Source organism: Mesorhizobium sp. NFR06 (genome assembly GCF_900115245.1).
In the GTDB taxonomy this organism is placed as follows: Bacteria; Pseudomonadota; Alphaproteobacteria; order Rhizobiales; family Rhizobiaceae; genus Mesorhizobium.
Window position 1 is genome coordinate 1 of record NZ_FOVT01000002.1, and the last position, 24663, is coordinate 24663.

Below are 24663 nucleotides of genomic sequence, written 5' to 3' on the forward strand. Positions count from 1 at the left end.
CATCGTCAACCTCCATCGAGATGGATGTTGAATCAGCACAAAACGCAGCCGTCACATCACAATCGATTCATCGATCACAGGACGTGCTCTAGTTCCACGTTTCGCAGGAGTTCCCAGGCTTCCTGCAACGGAATGATGCGGTTGGCCGATCGTTTAAAAAGGGCGAAGCCGAGCACGGCCTCGAGCTGTTTTACATACTGACTGACAGCGGGTTGACTGCGCGGAGCACCGGGATCGGCTCCGAAGGGCAATCTCCGAATCCAGCATCGTATAGTCACTATAGTGATTGGTAAAGCTGAACGTTTGCTTATCGCTATGCGCGCATGCGACTGGCGGAGATTTTTGGAGCGAACGTTCGCAGGGTCCGCCTCAAGCGCGGAATGACCCTGGAATCTCTCGCTGCCGAAGCCGGCCTCGCCTACAGCTACATGGGTGGCATCGAGCGAGGGCAAAGAAACCCCAGCCTCGACGTCGCGGAGAGGATCGCAAGGAGGGCGGCTTCGCCGAGGCCGACGTCCAGGCCTTCGGCTGGGACAACAAAGCCTGCGAAAAAAGCTGCGTGACCGGTGGGTCGTTCATGCCAAGAGTGTGGCAAATTGAACGGCGCGCAATGATCGCGGCGCGCAAAAGGCCATTAAGGGGCCACGCGGATAGCTTCTGGCGTCCGAAAAGCGATGGCAGACTTTCAAGCAGGCGCTGGCACGACAGCTGGAATCAGGGCTGAGAGATCGGCGCTTTTTCGAATGCGCGTCGCGACTGAGTGCCTTGCTACGCGCTTTAGTTTGTTGCCTTCTACGCAAGTGATTGTAGCAAAACCGCTGCGCACGGTTGAGCGATATGCACTAATGGCCGGTTCGCGCGGCCCTTTGCCGATGAGACTTGACCGCCTCTAGCAGTTCGCACTCGCGGGTGTGAGCATTTCGAAAAATGGCCACAACCATCACCGCCAATATTTCGGCCTTCGGGTCCAAAGGATCGAGATCTTCATCCGCGCAGACCCGATCGAATACTCGTTGGCAAATAGTCAGATCGAGAGGACTTAGGCAGGTGCGATTGAAATACCGACGTGTCATCTGTGCTGACCTTTTATGCCCGTCCGCTTTGCTTGCGGCTGGCTTTTACCGATGAGCCACTGAAGCAATAGACTGCCAAGCCACAACATCGTCCAAGGAAATACCGATTCAGTTTGCTCGCTAAAGCTGATAGTTACTCTTTCAGTAGCCCCAAAATTAGTGCGCACTCGCGAGATCTATACTGCCCGGCGGTCATAAGCTGGCGGTAATCTTGCCATTTGTGTTCCGGGACATGAAATCCGCGACGAAACTCCGCCGCTTCTTTTGGGGTTCGAGTGCAGCCGAGTTTACTGGCGGTGACTTTCAAACTCGCCAGTGAGCATCCGATCTTTGCCGCAATTTCTTTCAACGGCTCATTGTTGCCGTATCCATCAAGAATTATCCGGCGACGAGCTTCGCTGTTGAGCTTCGCGTTCATTTCGGTGGTCTCCTCAACTGCTATTCTAAGATGCCAGATTCTATACGCACCAGGTTAAAGAGTGTCGTTATCTTCGCATCCAGAAACTTATCTCCGAATGCATTTCTTGCTGTAATCCAGCGTGATCGCCGTTTCACTCGACGGGAGTCAACCAGTCTTGCCAGATGCCTGAGATACACCACATGATTGAGGGGGGACATGGGCATACCCGATTCGGATATGGCACCACGCGATGGACGCAAAAAGGCAAGGCAAGACCCCCGCGAAGCAGGCGCCGGAGCGTGATCGACGTCGTTGGCCGCGCGAGGCTAACAACGAGGCTGCTCCGTTACTTGCGCCGGCGCTTGAACCTCTGCCCTTTTCAACGCTCGAACTGGCGCCTGAGGATCAATTCGCCGCCTGGCAAGCGTATATGGCGCCGCTTGTCGAGGTCAGGTTGCCGGATGGCCAATCGCTGGACGACGGCTTTCCCGCCGACCACACGGCTTGGAACCTCGGTGGCATGCTGATCGTCCAACAGCACGCTCCGGCGCATAGTTATATCCGCTCTGCCGCCAAGCTTCGGTCCAGTTCGATCGATCACTGGTATATCGTGTTGCCACGTACCGGCCGGTCGTGGACGGAGGTCGATCGCCGCGTTGCGGAAAACCAGCCGGGCAAATTTGAGATCAGGTCGCTTGGCTACCCGTTTCGCGGGAGAGTGACGGACTCGGAAAGTCTCTTTCTGTATCTGCCCCGTGATTTGTTCGCCGATGCGGCGTCAACCCTCGACGCAAAGAACAATTCAATTCTATCTGGCAATTTTGCCAACCTCTTGGTCGACTACGTCAACAGCATCGAAGCAAGACTGCGCAGTCTCACGGCCGAAGATCTGCCCCGCATCGTGCACGCAACACGCAGCATGATCATTGCCTGCCTCGCCCCTCCGGCGGAACATGCCGCGGCCGCCGAACAATTGGCGGGTGTCGCGCTGATGGAGCGAGCGCGTCGATACGTCCAAAACAATCTGGACGCGGCTCGTCTGACACCGGATTCAATGTGTCGGGCGCTCGGCGTATCGCGCTCTCGTCTCTATCAGTTGTTCGAACCGAGCGGTGGTGTTCTCCACTACATACAGAGTCGCCGTCTTCTGGCAGCCCATGTTGCGCTGAGCGATCCGGCGGACAGCCGGCGCATTGTTGAAATTGCCGAAGCCTTCGGGTTCAGTTCAGCGGCTAATTTCAGCCGGGCATTCAGCAAGGAATTCGGTTACAGTCCCCGCGAAGGCCGCATTTCTGTGGTATTGCCGCGCCCCGCCAACTCTGTTTCGCATGCTGGACACGAGAAGGCCTCTTCCTTTGAAGGTTGGCTCAAATCGCTCGGAAATTGAGTCAGGATCGGCGATGGCGAGATGGGGCGGGCTCAAGCCGGCTTGCCGGGGCGTGGAAGGCCACGCTGCCCCATGGACCACGATATTTCGTGTCGCGTCGGCCGCGCCATCAATCATACAGCCAATTCCCGCCAATTGCCGACTTATTAACGAACTGTGAATGTTGATCGTATCGATAATTTGTCGCCAGTCAAAGCGGAGCGTACATTGCAACTACGCAGCATGCGGAACTTGTTAAGAAGCGATTTGAAAGTTTGCCAAGCTTGGCAGTTATGCTATTTCTGGACTGGGGGACGCGAATAGGCACCGCCTATGGAGGTGGCTCTTGCACCCAGAGGAATCAGGCGTCGGCACGGAGAGTGAGGGCCCTTCCTCAAGCGATGTTCCACGTGCCGGCGAAGCGCTTCTCGCTGACCTTTTGGCAAACACGACCGAACTTTTGTCGTTTTATGACCGCAACTTCTGTCTGACGCACTACTCAGCCAGGCTCAAAGGCGTGCACGGAGGCGCGGTGGCGCGGGGTGCCGCCGTATGGGAGATCTACCCGAGCTTCCTCGATGCGAGGTATCGCGACGAATTTCTTCGTGTGTTCCACGGCGGCACTCCGGCAAGCATCGACTTGCCGCGGTCATCGGGCGACGCGCCCCGTTCCGTTTTCGTCTTCGCCACTGCGAATGGTGTGGGAATCATCGAGTCAAAGGGTCGCGGCGAGCGGAGCGCGGCGGAGGAGCAGGAGCATGTAGTTCTGCTCCATCAGGCGACGCACGACGTGCTGACCGGACTGCAGAACCGGCGACGATTCGGCGAGCGGCTGCAGCAGACGCTGGCGGCCATCAGCGGAGAAAAGCCGCAAGCCGCCCTGCTGCAAATCGACCTCGACGATTTCAAAGCGGTCAACGATACGCTCGGTCATGGAGCGGGCGACACGCTTCTTCAGCTCGCGGCGGGTCGAATCCGCGACGCGCTGCAGGACGGCGAATCCGCATACCGGTATGCCGGCGATGAGTTCGCCGTCATCCAATTGGGAAAGGATCAGCCTGCGGAAGCCGAGCGCCTCGCAGGATCGCTGGTCGACGCGTTCAAGGAGCCGTTCGTCATCAACGGCATTCCCGTCTTCGTCGGATCGAGTATCGGAATTGCTTTCGGGCCGGAGCACGGGACCGATGGCGAGCAGTTGATGAAAGCCGCGGACATTGCTCTTTATGCAGCCAAGACGGATGGACGCGGTTGCGCTCGAACGTTCAACCGTTCGATGCTGCTCTTGCTCCAGCAACGCGAGAATCTGAGGCGCAACCTTCGAACCGCGCTGGAGCGGGGCGAGCTTTATCTGGAGTATCAGCCGCTCGTTCGGTCTTCCGCGTCGGTGATCGGTTTCGAAGCGCTACTGCGGTGGCGGCACCCCGAGATCGGAATCATTCCACCCGGCGTATTCATACCGATCGCCGAGGCGGACGGTCTGATGGACGAGATTGGACGGTGGGTGCTCGAGGAAGCCTGTCGCCAGGCACTGACCTGGCCCTCCTCGCTGACGGTCGCAGTAAACCTGTCGCCGGCTCAGTTCCTTAGCGGTTCGCTGACGGACACCGTCGCCCAGGTCATCGACGCCGTTGGAATCCGGGCCGACCGACTTGAACTCGAGATAACCGAGACGGTTCTCCTCGAGAAGACGATCGACAATATCGACACGTTAAACACTTTGAACGTCTTGGGAATACGAATATCACTCGACGATTTTGGAACGTACTACTCATCGTTGAGCTACCTTAAGAACTTTCCCTTCGACACGTTGAAAATAGATCAGTACTTCATTGCGGACTTGGAGACCGACCTCAAAAGCCAGACCATCGTGCGATCGATCATAAATCTGGCCCACGGCCTGGGAATAAGCGTCACCGCCGAGGGGGTCGAGACGTCGGCACAGGCGCGGTGGCTGATCAAGGAGAATTGTGATTGCCTGCAAGGCAATTTCCTGGGGCGCCCGCTCGGAGCCGAGGCAACCAGCAATCTCATCAGACGGTCCCCGCTGAGGGTCGTGCGAGCGATGGAGGAATCAAATCGGGCAGTTTAGAGCGGTTCAGCTTGATAGAGCCGCCGACCCGCTCTAAGTATTTGTTTTTACGCAATTTCGGACGGAAAACGCTACCCACTTTTCCTGGAATTGCTCTGCACATTGCACCCTTTGTTAACGGTGAGGCGGAGATTTGTAGAAACGATCGAGGCAGATACCGCGCAATTCTTCGAGTCGGTGCAAGAGTGATACATCACCGCGCGCGGTGAAACCTTTCGTCGCGGAGGCCATCGCCCCACCAGGGCTCAACTGATGGAACAAGGGAGGATGCCGATGGGACCTGTTCATCATGAGCTGGCTGGCGAGCCGACTTTTGCGCCAATGATCCAGATCGACATGGAAATCAAAGCTTTCGTGTCGGCCTGGAGACACTGCGATTATGTCTCGACTTACCTGGCCCGGATGATCAGTCAAAACAGATCAGACTCGGTCCGGCATTCAACTCTCTTTTCCTCTGCCCTCAATGAATTGCTGGAAGTCGCCTTTCGTACGCGCCAAGCCGGTGGTGAACTGGCATGCAGGGTGTCCCGCCACGGCGCGACGGACAGGATCGAGCTGACATTCCCATGCGTGCCAGAGGAGCGCCAATTCTACGAAGAAGCCGTGTCACACGTCGCAGGAACAGAGGCCAGGGAGCGATACCTCAATTCGGTGTCTGGCGATCTCTCGCCCAGCCGGGAGGTCGTGCTCCTGGAACTGGCTGTCGACTACAACGCCACACTCAGGGTCGAGGAAGCCGATGGTGATGCAATCAAGCTTGTCGTGGATCTTCCGCTTGAGGGCCTGCAACATTGAACCTTTACGACCCCCTCCCACGCTTCAAGGCGCAATACGACGCCAACAACCAGGAGTTCTCCATATCCGGGGTGGTCCGGCCTCAGGCGATCGATGAGCTTGGGCCCAGCATAGCATTGCTCCGCGATGCGATCGGCCGCGTGCGCGGCGTTCTCTACGTCAATGTCAGACGACTGACGCAGATGAACAACGCCGCGTTTCACGCTTTTTCGAGGATCATCATCGACGCTTGCCGCGCTCGGCCCGATCTCAAATTCGTCGTCATCACGTCAAGCGTCGTCGGATGGACCTCGCGTAAATTCGGTCGTTTGAGCGGGATCGAGCCGAACATCACGGTCGAGGAGTATGACAGCGAATTCTATCCGGGACAGGGCTTCCTCGAGGAAGGCGGGTTCGTACCGATCCTGCGTTCACAGACGAAGATGACCTGGCGCCACGAGCGCGCAATCTTGCCGCGACACGGCATGAGGCAGGGGATCGTCATGGCCGACATCTGTTGCGGGATCGGCGATTTCGCCGTGCTCGTGCAGAAGGAGTTCCAGCCATCGCGGATTGTCGCCCTCGACCACTCCATATCGAGCCTGAACTATGCTCGACAGGTGATGCGGGAGTTCGATATACGGGGCATCGAATATACCTATGGCGATGCGTCGGAGATGCTGCTCGACGAGGCGCAGTTCGACCTGGTGACCTGCCGGCATTCCCTTCAGATCTTCAATCGGCCTGAACTCATCCTCAAGGAACTCTACCGCATATGCAAGCCGGGCGGGCGGGTCTACATCACCAACGAGAAGAATTCGCATTGCCTTGGCGAGCCGCGCGCCGAAAGCATCCGTTGGACTTACAACGAGGTGGCGAAGCTGTTCGGGCATTTCGAGATGGACGTCGAGCTTGGGCCCAAGAGCCGGCGATACCTGATGGAAGCCGGATTCGAAGATATCCGTGTAGAGACCTTCATGGTCACTAACCTGGACGGCGATCCGCAGGATTTCGCCGATGTCATTGCGGCCTGGGCGAATGTCTATGCGGGCGAGATGGCGACCAGACGCGGCGATGGACCGGAGTTCGTCGCACGGTTCCGGCAGGGCTTCGAGGACCACATTTTCGCTGCGCTCCACCCCAAGGGCTATGCGGGTTGGCCGATCTGGGCCGCATCGGGGCGACGGCCGCAATGAAAGCCGACAATGGGCCCACACCGCGCTTTGGCCTGCGCTCCTTTCGAGCGAAGTTCGTACTGGTCGTTGGCGGCGCCGTCCTGTTCGACCTCCTGCTGAGCGGTGGCCTGGCGCTTTGGAACGTTCAGAAGCTGTCGCGCGACGCCACATCGGAAGTCGGTGAGGGCCTGACGACCGCAAACCAGGAATACATTCGTTCCTATGCCGAATCGACGGCGTTGAGCGTCGATCTGCTGCTCGATCGGGTTCACGGCGACGTCAAGGCGCTGGCCGGCGTGCTGCAGGCCCAGATCAACGATCCGACGAGGCAGCAAGAGGTCGGAGCGACGCTTTCGCATGAAGCGCCCGGCTCCGTGAAGGTCGTCTACGACGCGCAGGGCGATTGGGCGCAGAACCTGCCGGGCGCGCCTTCCGTGGTCAGTGTCTGGGGCTACCTACTGGGCGCCGACCACACACCGCTGCCGGGCGTTCAGAAGGAGATAGAAGACAGTACCGTGATCGATCTCGTCGCGCCGACTCTCATGGCCAGCGGGTCGTCCAAACTGCAAATGTACTATATTGGTCCAAAAGAACGGCCGATCTTCAGGACGGTGCCGTATACGAACCAGGCACAGACCTTCGACAAGCTCTATCCGGGCCACAACAAGGCGGAGTTCTGGGAGTTCTTCTTTCCGGGGATCTATGGTTCATGGCAGCAATGGGCCAGGGATCCAGCTTCGCGTCCGGTCGCTGACGATATCACCCAGACAGCGCCTTACACCGATGCAATCACGGGAAAGCTGATCGTCAGCTTTTTCCACCCGCTGTGGACGCGCGATCGCACCGGTATCGCCGGTACGGCCGGGGCAGACATCACTCTCGATCAGCTCGCGGAAGTCGTCGAAAGGGTGAAGATCGCAGAAACCGGGTTCGGCTTCCTCACCATGTCGACTGGCAATGTGGTGGCGATCAATCCGTCGGGCCAGGCGATCATCGGCCTGACTTCATCAAGCGACGCGGGCACGCAGGGCGTCACCGGCCTGGAGCGGTCCTTGCGGGGAAGTACGCAGCCGGCTATCGCGTCGCTGCCCCTCGGCCAGAACAATGACGGTGTCATTCAGCATATCATGCTCGACAACAAGGGCGAACGCGTACCCTACATCGTTGTCCTCAAGCGACTGAAGCCGACCAATCTGTGGAGTTCGGGGCCGATCAAGTCCGAAACGATGTCGGTCGGGATCGTCGTTCCCGAGCGGGAGATCTATGCGTCCCTGTTCGCCGCGCAGCGGAGTATTTCACGCGCAACCAATCGTATCCTGCTCTTTCAGATCGGTGCGATCATCGTTTCGCTTCTCATTGTTTTTGCGGCCGTGCTCGGAATTTCGAAGCGGATCACCGCGGGCCTCAGGGCGCTTGCCAGCGCCGCGCAGCGGCTCCAGTCCAAGGACTATTCAGTCCGCGTCAGCATTCCGACGCGCGACGAGGTTGGAGCCGCTGGCATCGCTTTCAACCGCATGGCCGAGCAGATCAGCTTCCACACCGAAAACCTCGAGCAACTCGTCGACGAACGAACCAGGGAACTCGGCGACGCCAATCAGGAGATTTCCGCTCTCAACGAAAAGCTGCAGGACGAGAACGTCCGCCTGGGCGCCGAACTTGCGGTTGCCAGGCAGATCCAGTTGATGGTCCTGCCGAAACCATTCGAACTCGAAGCGATTCCGGGGCTGGAGATCGCAGCCTACATGCGGCCGGCCGACGAGGTCGGCGGTGACTATTACGACGTGCTGCGGAACGGATCACGGATCAAGATCGGCATAGGCGACGTGACCGGTCATGGTCTCGAGAGCGGCGTGCTGATGCTGATGGTCCAATCCGTTGCACGCGCGCTGCAGGAGACGGACGAAGCGGATCCGCACCAGTTTCTGGACCGGCTGAACAAAGCAATCTACAAGAACATCGAGCGGACGAACACCGGCAAGCATCTCTCGCTGGCCTTTCTTGACTTCGAGGATGAGCGGGTAACGCTATCCGGCCAGCATGAGGACATTCTCGTCGTGCGTGCGGACGGGGAAGTCGAACGCATCGATACGATTGACCTGGGTATGCCGGTTGGACTGGAGAATGACATCTCGAAGTTCATCGACACGCGTGACATCCTGTTCGAGAGTGGCGACGTGATCGTGCTGCACACCGACGGTGTGACCGAGGCGGAGGATCAGGACAAAAGGCTGTTCGGGTTCGAGCGCCTCTGCCAGAGCGCAAGAAAACGTCAAGGCGGCAGTGCCGAGGACATCAAGACCGGGATCATCGAGGATCTGATGGCCCATATCGGAGTCCAGAAGATCCATGACGACATCACCCTCGTGATCATAAGGCACACATAGCAATGTCAACGCTGTTCGGGACCCCTGACATTGCAATCGGGATGAAGGAGAGCGTCAGTCGCGTGCGGCTGTTCGACGGACCTCTCGACTTGAGTTGGCGTCATTGTGCCACGACCTCGGACTTCATCGCCGATCTTTTCGCGTTGCGCTTCCGGTCGTCCCGCAATGACTACATCGAAGTGCGGCACAGCATCGGATATCTGGTCAACGAGCTTATCGAGAACGCCGTCAAGTTTCGCGCACCGGGTGAGATCGTGATCGAGGCGTCGATGGATTCGGAGTGCTTCAAGCTCAAGGTTTCGAATGACGTCGACGGTGAAAACGCCTCTCGGTTCCAAAGTCTCCTGGCCGACATTACGGCTGGCGACCCCAGAGACCTGCTGATACAGCGAATTGAAGCGAATGCTGCCAGCCCCGACATGGCAGGTTCCAGACTCGGATTGCTGACATTGATGAGCGATTATGGCGCACGCCTGGCCTGGATATTCAGCGCCGCCGACGAAAGCGATCGGATTTGCCTTGAGACGTATGCCTCCATCGCGATCTCGCAAACTCGCAACTAGATGAAACGAAGCCACGCCATGGAAATCAAGACAGACGACTACCGCGTGTGGATTGAAGGAAGCGAAATTTTTTTCGACGGTGCAATGCGGCTTGCAAGTTCGGAGGCCGGTGCGCCCATCACGGCTCTGGCGACCAGTGTTCTTGCCTCGAATCCTTCTTCCATTACGCTCAATTTGAAGGACCTTCACTTTCTCAACTCTTCCGGCATCAACCTCCTGGCGAAATTTACCATTGAGGTGCGCAAACATCCCGATGTTCGACTCGTCGTGCGTGGGACGCCCGACATACCCTGGCAATCGAAATCGTTGCCGAATTTGAAGAAGCTGCATCCTGCTGTGGTCCTTTTGATGGACTGACCAGGTCGCCCGAAACGACCCAAGGTCTGCTTGGGCTGGCGACCATCCTGGGTGGCACAGGCCGGTCGGGGACGGTGCAAGCGCACCGCACCGAGAGATATGTACGCCAGGATAAGTATTAGGATGCGAAGGTAACGACAGCCCAGCTTCGTTCGTAGATAGATGTTCAGGATGGCTTTGCGGGGGCTCGGCCACAGTGGCTGAGCGGGGGCTCGGCACAGGCGGCAGACCTTCCAGTTGGGGGAACGTCAGGCTGCCTGTGCCGACCAGCCGCCGCTACGCGGTCAAAGGTGGCGTCATTGAGTAAGTGTGCCAAGGTCAACGGCGACCGGCTGGAGTTCATTCCGCCGCAGATCCCGACTCTGGTCGAGCAGCCGCCCGGAGATGAGGGATGGGTTCACGAGGTCAATCTCGACGGTTACCGTACGCAAATCATTGTCGATAAAGACGGCGTGCGTCTCTACAGCAAGAACGGCCGTGACTGGACCACGAAATACTGGCCCATCGCCTTGGCCGCCGAGCTGCCATGCCGGGCTGCCATTCTCGACGGTGAGGTTATTGTACCGGGCGAGAAGGGGGCTCCCGATTGCCCTGTGCTGGAGGCCGCGATCTGGAACGAGCCGAGCCAGCTGGTGTTCGTCGCGTTCGACATCCTCCATCTCGACGGTCGTAATCTAGCCTCCTTACCCCTTCTGCGGCGCAAGCAGGCGCTATGGCAGCTGGTTGAGCCAGGCCTCGGCAAGATCCGATACAGCGAGCATTTCGAGGGAAGTGCACTGGCGATCTTGAGCGCCATCGAGAAGATGGGGCTTGAGGGCATCATCTCGAAGCGAGCCGACAGCCGCTACAGGAGCGGACCGTCGAACACATGGCTGAAGGCCATTTCGAAGAAGCCGATATTTCTGAGCATCGACGACACGCTTCTGGCGCAGCCGCGACCTTAGCGCCGGCAGCCCACAATGTCCGCTGTTAGTGGGCGGTCAAGTCGGCCGGAATGAGCGACATAGAGGCGCGTTGCCGATCCGCGGACCAAGGAGGCGCAAGCTACCGGTCAGCTTTCAGGTCAGTGGGCGGAGCATCCTGGGTGTACACCGCCGGCTGGAGCATTTCGACCCTGGGCTCAAGCCGCCTTGGTAGTGTGCTGAGAGTTCTGCAAATTCGCTGAGAGGGGGGCGGTCATGGCAGGCTGGTGATGCTCAACGTCACCGATTCCCTGGAAGGAACGCCACCATGACCAAGACTGAAAGTAAGACCGCCAGCGCTGCCGTCAAAGACATTTTGCTTTCGGACCCGGCTGGGCTGCACGACGTGATCCGTGCGGTGATGCAGGAGGTGCTCGAGGCGCAGATGGACGAGGCGCTGGGCGCTTCGAAGGGCGAGCGCACGCCGGAGCGGCTGGGCTATCGCTCGGGCTATTACGGCCGCACGCTTGTCACGCGGGTCGGCAAGCTTGAGCTGCGGGTGCCGCAGGACCGGGCCGGCCGCTTTTCCACCGAACTGTTCGAGCGCTACCAGCGCTCCGAGCGGGCCTTGGTGGCCACGCTTGCGGAGATGTATGTGCAAGGGGTGTCGACCCGCAAGGTCAGGGCGATCACCGAAGAGCTTTGTGGCCATGCCTTCTCGGCCTCGTCGATCTCGGCCATCAACAAACGCCTGGACGAGAGCCTGAAGGCGTTTGCCGAGCGCCCGCTTCACGAGCCCTTCCCCTACCTCATCCTCGATGCGCGCTAGGCCGCACCTTTTTGCAGAACTTGACGCACACAACCTCCGCCTTCAGGCTTGGCTAAATTAGGACCTTAGCCGGCAACAACCAATCCTTCACCTAGAGACCGCCGTCTCAGATGGCTTTCTTTGTGTCGGGAAGTTCTTGGTCCGCCCGAGCCCAGCGCTCGCCCGATCCACCGACATTTCCCCTCATGATGATCTCGCGATGCGGATAGGGGATGCTTATGCCGTTTGCCTTGAATGTGTCCCACAGCGCCAGCAGTACCTTGCCGCGCACGTTGGTCAGGCCTTGCTGAGGGTCGCGGATCCAGAAGCGCAGAACGAAGTTCAGCGAGGAGTCGCCGAAGCCGGTGAGCCAGCACACCGGGCGCCGATCGGCCTCGACCCGGCCGACATTGATTGCAGCCTCTATCGCCAACTCGCTGACCTTGTGCGGGTCGGCGTCATAAGAGACGCCGAAATTCACGTCGAGGCGCACGAGGTTGTCGCTGAACGACCAATTGATGACCCTCTGGGTGATGAAGTCCTCGTTGGGGATCAGAAATTCGCGGCCGTCGCGCGTAACCACCGAGACGAAGCGCGCCCGCAATTCGCGTATCCAGCCGAACGTGCCTTCGAGCGAAATGGTGTCGCCGGGCTTGATCGACTTGTCGAGCAGGATGATCACGCCGGAGACGAAGTTCGACACGACTTTCTGCAGCCCAAAAGCGAGACCAACGCCGACGGCGCCGGAAAACACCGTCAGCGCCGTCAGATCGAGGCCGACGGCGGAAAGTGCCACGGCGCCGGCCACCAGCACCAGGCCGATCTTTGCGACCTTGCCGACCAGGACGCGGATCGACGGCGTCAGCTCCTCGGAGATGCGAACCCGCTCATCGATGTAATTGCCGGCGACCACCGCAAGCCAAACTGCGGCGATCAAGAGCAGCGCCGCCTTCAGCACCATGAGCGCCGAAAGGCGAACCGTCCCCAGAGGAATGGCGAGGCTGTCGAGGAAAGCGGCTGCCTCGTCACCGATGCCCAGAATGACAAGGGCCGCGTAGATCCAGGCCAACCAGCCGAGCGTGCGTGCAACAAGGCGGTTGCGGATGATGCGCGACAGCACAGCTGCAAACAGCCAAGCGAGCGAGAGCAAAAGCGCGACGAGGAGGAGATGGGTGCGGCTCGGCGATGTGATGGCACGCAGGAGGTTGAGCGCGGCAAACAGAAACATCGTGAACAGGATCCAGTCGGTGCGCCGCAACAGCGCGATGACGATCCTCAACAATCCGGGTTGGCCCTTGATCTGGCGCGCCTGGTTTTCCATGAGCGGCTCGACCCGCAGCGCCGCGAGCTTTGCCCCCAGGAAGAGCGAGGCGATAATGGCGGCTTGATAGACAAACCATGGCGTGGCGGCATAGTCGAACCATCCACCGGCCCAGGCCAGCGATCTATCGATGGCGTCGCGAAAATCCATTGCCACACGACCACCTGGCTTCGAATTGCGCGGTTCACAATGTCGTCGGCCCTGTAATTGGTCAAGCTGAGCTTCGGGTGCGGTCAATGAGTGGCAGCGGCTATGACGCCGGCGCCACAAGATAGCGATCGGCTCGGACCGGTCAGCGACTGCCTGACCTGCTACTGATAGTGATGGGACGTTCCGGCCTTCGATGGCAAAGAGCTCGAAAGCGGGAACCTTTCATCCGCGAGCCGCTTTGTGTGCATGTCCCAAACCGTTGCACCGCCCATATTGCCGAAGGGCAGCCCAGATCGGGACATCAACTGTGAAGTCGCCTTAGAAGCTGCATTCGCAGCGCTAGTGACTGCGTCAGAAGCGCAGGGGTGGACGCCGCGCGAGACGGCTGCAGCTCTGCTGAAAATCGCCACAGAGCATGCCCAGCCGTTCAATCTTGTGCCCGCTGAGCCGCCAAGGCGGCAAGCGCGAAGAGGTATGTTGATCGCGTGTGCCGCGCTTTTGTTTTTGCTGTGTGCCGCCATCGGCTGGTGGCTGCTTAGGTGAGCGAACCGGCTTGCTGCCAATATGCGGCGACCGGCGCGACGGCCAAGGAGATGAGTAGCTCAAACTAACCCGTGAGGCTGCGTCCGCCCCAATTCCCCATTATCTGCACGGCGTCTTCGTGGAGTTCCTGTCACCGTCGGCTCCGCCGAGGAGCACGAACACGATCATCTTCGTCATCTCGATCGCTTCCCGTGGCGCCGGTCGGGTAAGTGAAGGTCGCCGCCAGTTCGCCCTTGGCCACGGCCTCGATACCGCCGGCCGGGCCTTCGTTCGATCATAGCCACCCATTCGTAGACGTGTGTCAGTGCGCAAGCGGCAGCTTTCCGGCATCGCAACGAAGGATACCAGAAGTTCAAACTGCCTCGGTCGGTGCCGCCAGCCAGCTGCTCTTACCTTCGCAAAGTCCGTTGACCGCTACTGGGCAACTCGCTTCCGCGCGAAGAGAACGTTCACCCAGAAGTCCCATGACAATTCTTCACGAAATAGCGCCCTGATCGTGGCCAAAGAGTTGCCTCTCCCCTGGGACGGCCGCCAGGGTTTGTCGCATCCGCGGAACGAACTGGCTGACCGACGGTTGATTATTGGAAGGGACGGCAGACCGAACAGGATGCCACTAAGATGGTTGAACTGATCGCGTTGGAACAGGCAGTCGCAAGGCAACGGGTGAGGCGAGCAGAACTCTCTCTCAACCAGGCGAAATCGATGCTCGATGAGAGCTGCGGGCTCGCAATCAGCCTCGCTCTTTGCTGCCGCATCCGGGCCGGCGAGAGGCGCGCGAAAGAGGCAAGACGGCGCCTTGTGAAGATCCTGCCCACATATTGAAGGTTACCGCCATGACTATGCTGTTTGAACCGTTGAACTCGGACGGTCACAAGCGCAGCGTGCTTTACCACGCCGCGCGATTGTCGATGCTCCATGATCGAATGATGAAGCGCTTCGAGAAAGTCGACGTCGCGGCCGACAAGGTCGAAGCGGCGGCGGAGCTTTTTGCTGAAGCTGTTCGACCTGCGGTAAGAACTCAGACGCTCGGAATGTGATTCCGGCCTCGCGACGGCGAGGCAGGGTCATGGCAGCGCACCCAAGAGGATCGCCAAATGAAGGCGAAGCTGCAGATGGCGAGGGCGAGCGAGATCGAGTCGTGATCCTGCAGGTTTAGGAGCAAGGCTCGCTGTCACCCACGTCATCGGGCGGTGAGAACCTTACGAATTGGTAAGGATCGCATCCTTCGTTTGCATGGCGGGCGAGCGTTAATAAGGCTACAAATTAGGCAGCCGGTGCGCGGCTTCTAGTTCCAGCTACACCGGTTGGCCCGGCAGGCCTTCCTGAGCCGCTTGTCGAGCCGCTCCCACGGTAGGGGCATCGAGACCGAGTATCAAAACTGCGATAGAGCTGAGCTCACGGGTTGGCGTCATGCCCATATCGGACTATCGGTCGAGCCATGCTGCGCGGGGCTATGGCGCCAGGTACAATCAGACCTATCAATCCGGCTACTACGCCGCGCTATGGGAGAAAGTCGAAAGGCCAATCGTCGAGGAGCTCTTCAGGTCTGTCGGCGGCCCGGACCGCACATGCCTCGACTTTGCTTGCGGCACTGGCCGGATTACGAACGTGGCCGCTGGATTCTTTGGGAAGGTCGTCGGCGTCGATGTATCTGACTCGATGATCGCCTGCGCAATTCCGATCCGAAACGCCAAGCTTCTCCTTCAAGACATAACTAAAAACTCTTTGCGAGACACGTTTGACGTAGCGACAGCATTTCGCTTCTTTCTGAATGCGGAAGATAAACTAAGACGCGAAGCGTTGCTAACAATACGCAATCATCTTGCCGACCGCGGCCGGATCATTTGCAACATTCACGTCAATGCCAGCTCACCGGCTGGCCTCGCCTCCAGGCTCGTGAACAGGGTACTCCGACAGACGAGCCACAACACTTTAAGTGTGGATCGGATGGAAGAGTTGCTTGCTGATGCTGGTTTCGTGGTTGAGAACGTCATCGCATATGGCTTTCTGCCCAGGCCGGGTCGATTCGCCCCGAGCCTTTGCGAGATATTGATTGAGCCCGCTGAGAAGTTCTGCAAAGCCCTCGGAGTCCCTTCGCGATTTGCGCAGCACTTCATCATTGTGGCGACCAAGCGGCCGGGAAATTGCAGCTTCTTGCCCAAGGTATCTTCGATTCGTGGGGTTCCGCCGCACCGGCCTTTGCGGGCCAAGGAGTTCCCGCCTGCACGACATATAGGCACATTCCTCAAATTGGACTGAGTGCCCAATGGCGGGGGCTTAAGGCTCACGGCGGGAACAAACGCGCGCGACTGCTGTTGGAGTGCGAGGGAGTTCCAGGTCATGAAAACCTACAGGGTTGAGGAAATGGCTGGTGAGATGGCTGTGAGCCGGCACGTTGCCAATGCCGACACCCCCTGGGAGGCAGCCACGAACGCAACTGGCAAGGAAGTCAAAGGCCGGCGAGAGGAGAAGTTCTGGGTCCGCGTGACCGATGAGCAAGCCCGGGCGGTCTACAAATATGTGTTTAAATGGCCGTTTGTCAGTCGCCTCCAACGATAGCGCCTGTTGAAAACGCCGGATTTGCGAATTCGACTGCCCTGAATCATGACATAGATAGACCAGGGCCTCGCGCAACACAGTTTGCTGACTTCATGGCCTCTCGTCCTCCGGCGACCGTCGAACGCCCCCTCGTCCTTCTCTCGGCTTATAATGAAAAACCCGCTGGCCGGAGCCAGCGGGTGAGGTGGAGGGTCTTGAAATGACCAGGTGCCAACCTGGCGCCTTACAAACCGGGGAACGGGCGGAATGTTCCTTTGCAGGTTCTGGCCAGCCTTTCTCCTTGCTCCGAATTAGGACTATGTTCCGCGCCAATGTCTCGTAACACGGTCCTCATTGCAACGGTGATCATCATCGCAGTTTTGGCCTTTTTGCACCAAGGAATCATGGTTCCTAGACCGCATGTCATTGGGCCTGGCTCTGGCCTACCCCACCCGCGCCGGGCCGCCGGCCGTGCGTACAACCAGGGACAACGCTTCCACCTCGCTGCCATAGTTCTGGCCATTTGAAAAAGTTCAAATCGCTGAAGCGCCACATCGGCGTGCACTACCGCTTGACACCGGACGAGTACCGCGAGAAGTGGGGCCTAAAGCCGGACTATCCTATGGTGGCGCGGTCCAGCGATCGGCCTCGGCCAAGTCGAGCGGGCTCGGCCGGAAAACCGCGGCAAAGGGCAATGGCAAAAAGCGTGCTTCGCGATAACCCGGATCCTTGCCCGTTTTGCTCGTTTTCGGAGGTGATACCGTACGTGACGGCTGAGGCTCGCGTCGTGATGAGATGTGAAAACTGCGGGGCGTCTGGATCAGTCTGCATCGACAAATTGAATGCAGTCAGAAGTTGGAATCGCCGTCCCGCCACGCCCGACCAGGATTGGGACTGACGGCTTTCCAATAAGCTTTGGCAACCCGTCAAAACGTCATGCCCCCGTGGCGAAAGTGAGAACTTTCTATACTTTCTATAGTAGCATGGGCCGATGTCGCGCCATCAATTCGCGCAGGAAAGTACCGCAGACCACATCGCAGACGCCTCCTGAGCCGATTTGCAAAATGGACAAGCAATCGTGGAAGACCTCGGTCGAAATTATCGGGGAAAATTCAAAAGCAGGCATTACGTGCGGGTCATCGAAGATGGCGTTGTGAGCATAAAGGCATTCCATTCCCGAGCGAAAGGGCGCGGCTCGGAGCTGTGCCATTTCGTTGATACAGAAAGCCCGGCCACCGAAGATGCCGGGCGTTTAACTGTTAGGTCGCTTATAGAACCAGCGATCCCGGCCAGATCCACTAGCATCACTGAGGGTGAGGCCCAGCAGCAATCCCATCGCGGCGCCAAGAAAGAAGGCCGTTGAAACCGTTCCAGGATTCTGTTGGACGGCTCCCGAAACCGTCCGGAGCGCAGCAGTCCGGCCGGCGTTATCGGCAGCGCTTTCATACCAGCCTGCTGCTTCCTCTCCAACCTCTTGGGCTCGCTCGGCCAGCGTCCGATTGATCTTGTTGATCTCGTGCTTCAGCTGCGCAACTTGCTTCTCTAGCGCCTTTTGAGCTTCGCGCTGGTTTATGCTCGGCGTTGATTCGTCGTTTGTGTCGGGCATCGGCTTCCTCCCTTTACGTCGACTCTCAACGACCGATCTCGGAAGATAGTTCCGGCAAAGCCTGCCACCCTGAGAAGGCCGAGCGCTGATGCCAACCGGCGCGGGCTTCGTGCACATCCCAACAATAGTGCTCCCCGCGGCCCGCGTCGATCACTGGGCAGCAAACCGCCTGCGGCTAGCGGGCGGCCCACAATCAGCATGTCCGTCTTTCGGAACTCCGTCAGGGGTGAATGCAGATAGTATAGCCTCCAGCGAAACATTTAGGGCGTTCGAAAACGTCCTGCCCTTCTGCCAAACCGCGACGTAGTGATAGAGCGCGGAGGGCTCCACCGGCTTGGCCTCCAACTCGAAGGCCTTGTATTCACGCGCGACGATTTCATTGGTGATCGAAACGCCGAGGCCCGCCGATACGAATCCCGCCTCGTGGCCGTTCGAATCGTATTCGACGACTATGTCCGGCTCGATGCCGGCAAATCGCAGGGCATTGAAGTTCATTTGATGCGAAGCGAATTGAGGGTCGATATCGACGATCGTTTCTCCCGCAAGATCCTGCGCCTGAATGCATGTGTGTTTTGAGAAACGGTGTTTTGGATGGAAAATACATACGTTGCGCGCTGATCCCAGCGGCGCCCACTCAAACAGGCGAGAATCCAAAGGCAGCCTTGAGATTCCGAGATCCGCGCGGCCGGACAGGATGTGCTCGCCGATCTGGTCGTGGCTTCCCGAAATCGATCGGACGCTTGAGGCGATCTTGGAACGGATGATCGCTACGACCCTGGGCAGGGTCACGAAACCGAAGACAGCGGGCGCGGCAATCGATATGCGTTGCTTGTCGTCGTTCTTCATCGCGAAGATCGACCCCTCAAGCCGATCGAGCGACGTCAGGGCCAGTTCCACGTTCCGCAGGAGCTCCCAGGCTTCCTGGAGGGGAAGGATGCGGTTGGCCGATCTTTTGAAAAGCGCGAAGCCAAGCACGGCCTCGAGCTGTTTTACATACTGACTGACAGCGGGTTGGCTTATTCCGACCGCGGTCGCCGCGCGCCTGGTCGAGCCGGTCCGCAGCACCTCACGGAAAACCTGCAGCTGTCGGAGTTTCAGGCCGCCCTGCAGCAACTCCATTCCGTGCGATCCTTTTGCCGAAACGCTCTGGGTCATCAGGTGACTGACTTGGCAGATGACGCTGAGGACTGCGCCATATGCAGAACCCCGAGATCGGCCGTTGTGGGCAATATAGACTCCAGCATCGTATAGTCATTATAGTGACTGGTAAAGCTGAACGTTTGCTTATCGCTATGCGCGCATGCGACTGGCGGAGATTTTTGGAGCGAACGTTCGCAGGGTCCGCCTCAAGCGCGGAATGACCCTGGAATCTCTCGCTGCCGAAGCCGGCCTCGCCTACAGCTACATGGGTGGCATCGAGCGAGGGCAAAGAAACCCCAGCCTCGACGTCGCCGAGAGGATCGCAAGCGCGCTGGAGAGCGATCCGGTCACGCTGTTTTGCGCACAGCCGTCAGAAAAGTAGCTGCCGCTAATTTCGGATTTGGGGCTTTGAACCCAGGCCGCGCCGCCCCTGCCCCTCGAAATGCACCATGGACACCGCGTCGTGGGCAGGGCGAGTCACTATGGTACATGCGCCGCGTCCAACCATTCACGGCATCCGACGAGGATCGTCAAAAGTATATAACGCTAGATTATAGAGAAAGTTGTCAAAATTATAGATTGATAACGGTTCTCTTGACGATAATATAAGAACAATTCGCAAATTAACTGCAAATTATTACTCGAACAATTCACAACCTTAGGTAAGCCATCTGAGTCCAAGCGGCAAGGATCGACATGCGTTGCCGAATTGTGCGGTGAGGAAAGCGGGCCATGAGCGGTTTTGCTAGCCAGTTTGTTGTCGCATTCATGGTCACTGTGGGCCTTGCTCTTGTGGCCGGCTCGCTCGGTACTGCGTTTGGGCTCTTTCTGGCGATTTCGAAGGGCGGGGCCGCGCCCCGATTCATGAGTGTCGTGACGGCTTACACGACGGTGGTCCGTGGCGTTCCAGAACTTCTCATTATCCTGCTCATCTACTTCGGCGGAACCACTTTGGCCAGCAAGGTCGCCGGCAGGTATGTGGAGGTCAACGCTTTCACGGCCGGAGTCATCGCGCTGTCGGTCGTATTCAGCGGTTACGCGACCGAAGTGTTTCGCGGTGCGATTGCGGCTGTGCCAGCCGGTCAAACCGAAGCGGCGAAGTCGCTTGGGCTGAATGCCTGGCAGCGTTGGATGTTCATCATCGGTCCGCAGATGCTGCGGCTGGCATTGCCTGCCTATGGCAATCTCTGGATTTCGCTGTTCAAGGATACCGCGCTGGTTTCGATCGTCGGCCTGACCGACATCATGCGCGTTGCCTATGTCGGCGCCGGATCCATGCGCGCGCCATTGAGCTTCTATCTCGCGGCATCGGCTCTCTATCTGTCGCTGACGACTGTCACGCTGCTGTCCATCCGGCTGGCTGAGCGGCGCTACCCCGCATTTGGTCGATAGGAGCGCGTCCCGTGAACTTCGGCTTGATGCTTGACGCAATTGTGGTCCTTCCTTCGGGCATTGGGCTCACCTTGACCCTGACAGTTCTGTCGCTGATGGCGGGATTTCTTCTTTCGGTGCCTCTGGCGTTCATCCGCGCATTCGCACGCCCCGGCCTATCGCTCGCGGTTCTGGCCTATACGTACGTCTTCCGCGGCACGCCCATGCTCGTTCAGCTCTTCCTGCTCTATTACGGTCTGGGCCAGATCGAGGCGGTTCGGGCGAGCGTTTTCTGGATGATCCTGCGAGATCCTTTCTGGTGCGCGCTGCTGACGTTTTCATTGAACAGCGCAGCCCACACGACCGAGATCCTGTGCCGCGGTCTGCAATCGGTGCCGAAAGGCCTCATTGAGGCCGCTGCCGCGCTCGGTCTGAAACGCCTCCAGATCGCTCGCCTGGTCACCTTTCCGATCGCCTTCAGGATCTCCCTTCCCGCTTACGGGAACGAGGTCGTGGGCATGATCAAGGGTTCGTCCTTGGCAAGCACTGTAACGCTGCTCGAGATAACCGGCATGGCGAGGCAGATGGTATCGGCAACGTTCGCGCCTTACGAGATCTTCATCGTCGCCGGCGCGATCTATCTGGCGTTGACCTCGATCGCCGTGAAAGCCACCCAATTCCTCGAGCGACGGCTTTCGACCGACCGAAATCCAGCGCCGCGCCGGCGGGCGCGATTTCGGCCAGCCCTGCCCCACCAAGAGATCACGCCACCCGTCCCGTGACCCCGCCCTAGCGGGCCGACTTCCCCACCAACTCCAACGAAAGAGGTGCCTTCATGCGCATACCCTTGTCTATTGCTATTTCCCTCGCGGCCTTGATGTCGTCAGCCCCGGTCCAAGCCTCGGGCGAACGAGCGATATCGATCGCCACCGAAGGCGCGTCGCCGCCCTGGGATGGCACCGACGCCAATGGCGAGCTCTACGGTTACGATGTCGATGTCGGCCGCGAGTTGTGCAACCGCATGAAGCTCAAATGCAGCTTCGTCGCGCAGGACTGGGACGGGATCATTCCAGCGCTTCTCGTTGGCAAGTACGATGTGATCATGTCCGGGATGGCGATCACCGAGAAACGCAAGCAGCAGATCGCCTTCTCAATTCCCTATGCTGCCGGCTTCAACCAGTTCGTGGTGCGCAAGGAACTTGGACTCGATGCTGGTGACACCAAGCAGAAGGTGAACCTCTCGACCATAGGGGACAAGGAAAAGGCCGCTATCGAGCGCGTCAGATCGACCCTCAGCGGCAAAGCCATCGGAGTCCTGCGCTCGTCAAACTCGGAGGCTGTTGTGAAGGCGCTCCTGGGCGACGTCGTCACGATCCGCAGCTATGACAGCCTGGACAATCTGAAACTCGATCTCGGCGCAGGGCGGGTCGACGGCGGCCTCGCCGACTATTTCACGTGGCGGGACTTCCTGGAGACGCCCGCCGGTTCGATTGCGGTGTTTCTCGGGCCGGAGCTGAACGGCGGCCTGTGGGGGCCGGGTGTCGGCGCCGGCATGCGCAAGGACGACGCCGAGTTGCTTGCCAAGTTCAACACGGCCATCGATGCGGCCACCAAGGATGGGACGATCAAGGCACTCAGCCTGAAATGGTTCAAGACCGACATTTCGCCGGGCCAGCCGAAATAGGCTGACACAACCAGCTTCGATATCGATTTGGCGTTGGCTGAGCCGCCAGCGTCGCCTCTTACAATCCCAGGGCGAGCTCCATGCAATATCCCTTCTGCGCCGTCGTGACCGGTCAATCACTGATCACGCACGACATCCATCACATTCAGAATGAGCGCTTCAGCCAGGTTGAACTCTTCCTGCAGCAGGGTGACGTCGTCTTCACCAATTTCGAATCGACCATCCTCGGCAAACACGGTGGCTGGCCGACCAAGGAAAAGTACTTCGGCTATTCCACCGCCGAGGTGCTGGATGCGTTGCGGGACATTGGCTTCAACGCGCTTGCGCTTGCCAACAACCACGCGTTCGATCTCGGCCCTCACGGCATCCTCTCGACGCTAGAGGAAGTGGCAGCGCGCGGCTTCTTGCATGCCGGCATTGGGACGGACGAGACCGATGCGGCGAGACCGGGCCGTCGCCAACTGGGTTCCCGTGAGGTCTCGTTGCTCGCGTTCTACGCGGGCCCTGGCCCGGCCAACATGTATGCCGAGAATGGCACAGCTTCCCGGCCGGCCCGCCCCGGCGTCAACCGACTGAAGACGGTTCGGAAAATCGGAGTTCCGGACGGACATCTCCGAAGGCTGGCGCGGCTTGGAAGCCAGTTGCAAAGCTCGCATTTCGAACTGGCCAACTATGCGCAACCGGAGGACCCGCCGGAGGTGGTGAGCGGCAAGGAGATCAATTTCTACGGCACCGTGTTCGCTCAAGCCGCCGACTTTGGTCGCCTGATCGAGGTCGATCCGCAAAGTGCGGGCAGCCATCTATCCGCTATCCGGCAGGCGGCGGCGCGGGGCGATTTCGTCATCGCCTATCTGCACCACCACCATTGGGAACCTGGTTGGCAGGACGTGCCGTGCTGGGTGCAGGCCTTTGCCCGGATGTGCGTCGATGCCGGCGCCGACCTCTTCGTCAGCCATGGCGCTCCGGTGCTTCAGGCTATGGAGATCTACCAAGGGTCGCCGATCTTCTACGGCCTCGGCAATTTCCTCTTCCACGTGCATCCCGACGAGAACGAATGGGACCCACCGGAAGTCTGGCAGAGCATCGTCGCTGCATGCCGCTATAGTGCGAGCGGGTGCCTGGAAGGCATAGACCTTCTCCCCGTCGTGATCGGTGGCGACGAACAGACTGCCGAATCGAAAACGAGAAGATTGGTTCCGATCGGCGCCACCGAAAACGTGGCGCGAGATATTCTTGAAGGCTTCGCCAGTCGCTCGCGGAGCTTCGGCACGGAGATCGCGATATCGGGAAATTCCGGTCGTATCGCTGTACCCGCGGCGCGCAAGTTTGGCTGACAAGATCCAATTAAGTCGTCAAGCAGTCTTGCGTTGGGCTGGCGCAGGTCCGCCGGCCGTCTCGCAGTCCGCATTCATTCGAGGGAAGCCATCTCCTCGCCCAAAGCGGCGATCAAGCCCGACACGCGATTGCGCACACGCGGATGAAGCTGCATCAGCCCCTCAATCAGGCGCCGGCCTTCGGCGCTTGCAATAAAATCGATGCGCTCGTCGACCGGCAAAGGACAAGTTTCACCGCCGGTCACGTCGTTGCCCGGCAAGCCCTCGAAAAAGCGGCTGACAGGAACGCCCAGCGACGTAGCAATTTCGTAGAGCATTGACGCGCTCACGCGGTTCTTCGCGTTCTCGTATTTCTGGAGCTGTTGGAAACTGATGCCTATGGATCGGGCAAGCTGGGCTTGCGACACATCCGACTGGAGGCGGACGGTCGCGATCTGCCTACCGACGTGCTGATCGGCGGGATGAGCGTCACTCTCCGCATTCGGCTTCGGTCCCATCCGAAAGGGGTTGGGGCGTTGCGGTTTCAATAATGCCTGTCGATACTCCATCGATCGCTCCCCGAACTAGTGAGTTTGTCGCGGTACGCCCTGGCCTTCATGTCGAGTTATCTGGTCCGAAATCGCCATTTAATATACCTTATAAGGTATAAAAAAACCCTATATGTGGCGAAGAGCACTGGCCTGCCGATTGTGGACTCATGGTCAGTCCACGACAGATTCGAGCCGCACGGGCTTTGCTTGGTTGGTCGCAGCAGGAACTCGCCGACAAGGCAATTGTGTCGCTGAATGCGCTAGCCAGGCTGGAAAATGGCAAAGTAGATTCCCGGATCAGTACTTTGCAGGCGATCGAGACGGCCCTGACAAAAGCTGGCGTTGAATTCTTGTCCGCTGGTCATAAGGGCGAGGGTGTGCGGCTCTTGGATCCCCAGGCCTAAATGCTCAATTTAGCGAGAAGAAACGTTCCGTCAGATGAACGAGCTAGACGATTCGAACGCTTTTTCCTGTGCAGCAAGCATTGGATTGCCCTGCCATGACGCAGGGCGAACCGGCAAGTGTGTCACGTGAGGCGCGGCTTCGGAACTAGCG

At 58.9% G+C, this 24663-nt stretch carries 25 protein-coding genes and 2 pseudogenes; 21 read left to right on the plus strand and 6 right to left on the minus strand.

The genetic code is table 11. The features are described from left to right. Positions 1–74 precede the first annotated feature (74 nt). The gene (locus F3H96_RS31600; protein ID WP_348530047.1) at positions 75–278 is read right to left on the minus strand and encodes a LysR family transcriptional regulator; all 204 of its coding nucleotides are present in this window, start codon (positions 276–278) and stop codon (positions 75–77) included. Positions 279–323: 45 nt separating this feature from the next. Between F3H96_RS31600 and F3H96_RS04060 the strand changes: the two genes are divergently transcribed. Continuing rightward, positions 324–563: a helix-turn-helix transcriptional regulator gene (locus F3H96_RS04060; protein WP_149790672.1), complete on the plus strand. Its 240-nt coding sequence runs from the start codon at positions 324–326 to the stop codon at positions 561–563. Positions 564–1206: 643 nt separating this feature from the next. Here the strand turns inward: F3H96_RS04060 and F3H96_RS04065 are convergent. Then, entirely contained in the window at positions 1207–1491 is a 285-nt protein-coding gene (locus F3H96_RS04065; RefSeq protein WP_149790673.1) for a hypothetical protein, read from the minus strand. 232 nt (positions 1492–1723) lie between these two features. Between F3H96_RS04065 and F3H96_RS04070 the strand changes: the two genes are divergently transcribed. The 9 genes and pseudogenes from F3H96_RS04070 to F3H96_RS04110 form a co-directional block, all read left to right on the plus strand. Then, positions 1724–2860: a helix-turn-helix domain-containing protein gene (locus F3H96_RS04070; RefSeq protein ID WP_149790674.1), complete on the plus strand. Its 1137-nt coding sequence runs from the start codon at positions 1724–1726 to the stop codon at positions 2858–2860. Between the two features lie 418 nt (positions 2861–3278). Beyond that, positions 3279–4928 carry an EAL domain-containing protein gene (locus F3H96_RS04075; RefSeq protein WP_149790675.1) on the plus strand — a complete coding sequence of 550 codons (1650 nt, stop codon included), beginning with the start codon at positions 3279–3281 and terminating at the stop codon, positions 4926–4928. A 273-nt stretch (positions 4929–5201) separates the two neighbouring features. Further along, the gene (locus F3H96_RS04080; RefSeq protein ID WP_149790676.1) at positions 5202–5723 is read left to right on the plus strand and encodes a ubiquinone biosynthesis methyltransferase UbiE; all 522 of its coding nucleotides are present in this window, start codon (positions 5202–5204) and stop codon (positions 5721–5723) included. Then, positions 5720–6898, plus strand: a complete 1179-nt coding sequence (locus F3H96_RS04085; RefSeq protein ID WP_149790677.1) for a class I SAM-dependent methyltransferase — start codon at positions 5720–5722, stop codon at positions 6896–6898. The genes F3H96_RS04080 and F3H96_RS04085 overlap by 4 nt, the downstream gene beginning before the upstream one ends. After that, complete coding sequence (locus F3H96_RS04090; protein ID WP_149791148.1) at positions 6895–9261, plus strand: SpoIIE family protein phosphatase; 2367 nt, start codon at positions 6895–6897, stop codon at positions 9259–9261. Before F3H96_RS04085 ends, F3H96_RS04090 begins: the two co-directional genes overlap by 4 nt. Positions 9262–9263: 2 nt before the next feature. Beyond that, a complete protein-coding gene (locus F3H96_RS04095; protein ID WP_188131294.1) occupies positions 9264–9824 on the plus strand; it encodes an ATP-binding protein in 561 nt (186 codons plus the stop codon). A gap of 18 nt (positions 9825–9842) precedes the next feature. Continuing rightward, positions 9843–10181, plus strand: a complete 339-nt coding sequence (locus F3H96_RS04100; protein ID WP_149790678.1) for a hypothetical protein — start codon at positions 9843–9845, stop codon at positions 10179–10181. A 290-nt stretch (positions 10182–10471) separates the two neighbouring features. Further along, positions 10472–11125 (plus strand): RNA ligase family protein, encoded by a 654-nt coding sequence (locus F3H96_RS04105; protein WP_244619900.1) that lies wholly within the window; start codon positions 10472–10474, stop codon positions 11123–11125. A gap of 286 nt (positions 11126–11411) precedes the next feature. After that, a pseudogene (locus F3H96_RS04110) lies at positions 11412–11970 on the plus strand (transposase); the annotation flags it as partial. Positions 11971–12018: 48 nt separating this feature from the next. Here F3H96_RS04110 and F3H96_RS04115 read toward each other — a convergent pair. Beyond that, positions 12019–13362 (minus strand): mechanosensitive ion channel domain-containing protein, encoded by a 1344-nt coding sequence (locus tag F3H96_RS04115; protein WP_244619901.1) that lies wholly within the window; start codon positions 13360–13362, stop codon positions 12019–12021. Between the two features lie 1161 nt (positions 13363–14523). Here F3H96_RS04115 and F3H96_RS04130 point away from each other — a divergent pair. The 5 genes and pseudogenes from F3H96_RS04130 to F3H96_RS31480 all read left to right on the plus strand — a co-directional run. Beyond that, entirely contained in the window at positions 14524–14727 is a 204-nt protein-coding gene (locus F3H96_RS04130) for a hypothetical protein (RefSeq protein WP_149790680.1), read from the plus strand. A gap of 11 nt (positions 14728–14738) precedes the next feature. Next, complete coding sequence (locus F3H96_RS04135; RefSeq protein WP_149790681.1) at positions 14739–14942, plus strand: hypothetical protein; 204 nt, start codon at positions 14739–14741, stop codon at positions 14940–14942. Between the two features lie 373 nt (positions 14943–15315). Beyond that, positions 15316–16164, plus strand: a complete 849-nt coding sequence (locus tag F3H96_RS04140) for a class I SAM-dependent methyltransferase (RefSeq protein ID WP_149790682.1) — start codon at positions 15316–15318, stop codon at positions 16162–16164. A gap of 81 nt (positions 16165–16245) precedes the next feature. After that, positions 16246–16464, plus strand: coding sequence for a hypothetical protein (locus F3H96_RS04145; protein WP_149790683.1), 219 nt, complete (start codon positions 16246–16248; stop codon positions 16462–16464). Between the two features lie 505 nt (positions 16465–16969). Then, positions 16970–17163 (plus strand): annotated as a pseudogene (locus F3H96_RS31480) (MucR family transcriptional regulator); the annotation flags it as partial. Positions 17164–17695: 532 nt separating this feature from the next. Here F3H96_RS31480 and F3H96_RS04155 read toward each other — a convergent pair. Further along, positions 17696–18049, minus strand: a complete 354-nt coding sequence (locus F3H96_RS04155) for a hypothetical protein (RefSeq protein WP_149790684.1) — start codon at positions 18047–18049, stop codon at positions 17696–17698. Between the two features lie 150 nt (positions 18050–18199). Then, the gene (locus tag F3H96_RS04160) at positions 18200–19168 is read right to left on the minus strand and encodes a LysR family transcriptional regulator (RefSeq protein ID WP_149790685.1); all 969 of its coding nucleotides are present in this window, start codon (positions 19166–19168) and stop codon (positions 18200–18202) included. 181 nt (positions 19169–19349) lie between these two features. Here F3H96_RS04160 and F3H96_RS04165 point away from each other — a divergent pair, with 181 nt between their 5' ends. The 5 genes from F3H96_RS04165 to F3H96_RS04185 all read left to right on the plus strand — a co-directional run bounded on the left by F3H96_RS04165 (position 19350) and on the right by F3H96_RS04185 (position 23578). Further along, the gene (locus F3H96_RS04165; RefSeq protein WP_149790686.1) at positions 19350–19571 is read left to right on the plus strand and encodes a helix-turn-helix transcriptional regulator; all 222 of its coding nucleotides are present in this window, start codon (positions 19350–19352) and stop codon (positions 19569–19571) included. A gap of 350 nt (positions 19572–19921) precedes the next feature. Next, positions 19922–20581: an ABC transporter permease subunit gene (locus tag F3H96_RS04170; protein WP_149790687.1), complete on the plus strand. Its 660-nt coding sequence runs from the start codon at positions 19922–19924 to the stop codon at positions 20579–20581. A gap of 11 nt (positions 20582–20592) precedes the next feature. Further along, positions 20593–21342, plus strand: coding sequence for an ABC transporter permease subunit (locus tag F3H96_RS04175; protein WP_149790688.1), 750 nt, complete (start codon positions 20593–20595; stop codon positions 21340–21342). 53 nt (positions 21343–21395) lie between these two features. Next, positions 21396–22244, plus strand: a complete 849-nt coding sequence (locus F3H96_RS04180) for a transporter substrate-binding domain-containing protein (RefSeq protein ID WP_149790689.1) — start codon at positions 21396–21398, stop codon at positions 22242–22244. Between the two features lie 80 nt (positions 22245–22324). Then, the gene (locus F3H96_RS04185) at positions 22325–23578 is read left to right on the plus strand and encodes a CapA family protein (protein ID WP_149790690.1); all 1254 of its coding nucleotides are present in this window, start codon (positions 22325–22327) and stop codon (positions 23576–23578) included. A gap of 74 nt (positions 23579–23652) precedes the next feature. On the opposite strand, the gene F3H96_RS04190 is transcribed toward F3H96_RS04185, so the two are convergent. Next, positions 23653–24126, minus strand: coding sequence for a helix-turn-helix transcriptional regulator (locus tag F3H96_RS04190; protein ID WP_149790691.1), 474 nt, complete (start codon positions 24124–24126; stop codon positions 23653–23655). A 149-nt stretch (positions 24127–24275) separates the two neighbouring features. On the opposite strand from F3H96_RS04190, the gene F3H96_RS04195 reads away from it, so the two are divergent. Next, positions 24276–24512, plus strand: coding sequence for a helix-turn-helix domain-containing protein (locus F3H96_RS04195; RefSeq protein WP_149790692.1), 237 nt, complete (start codon positions 24276–24278; stop codon positions 24510–24512). Positions 24513–24663 lie beyond the last annotated feature (151 nt).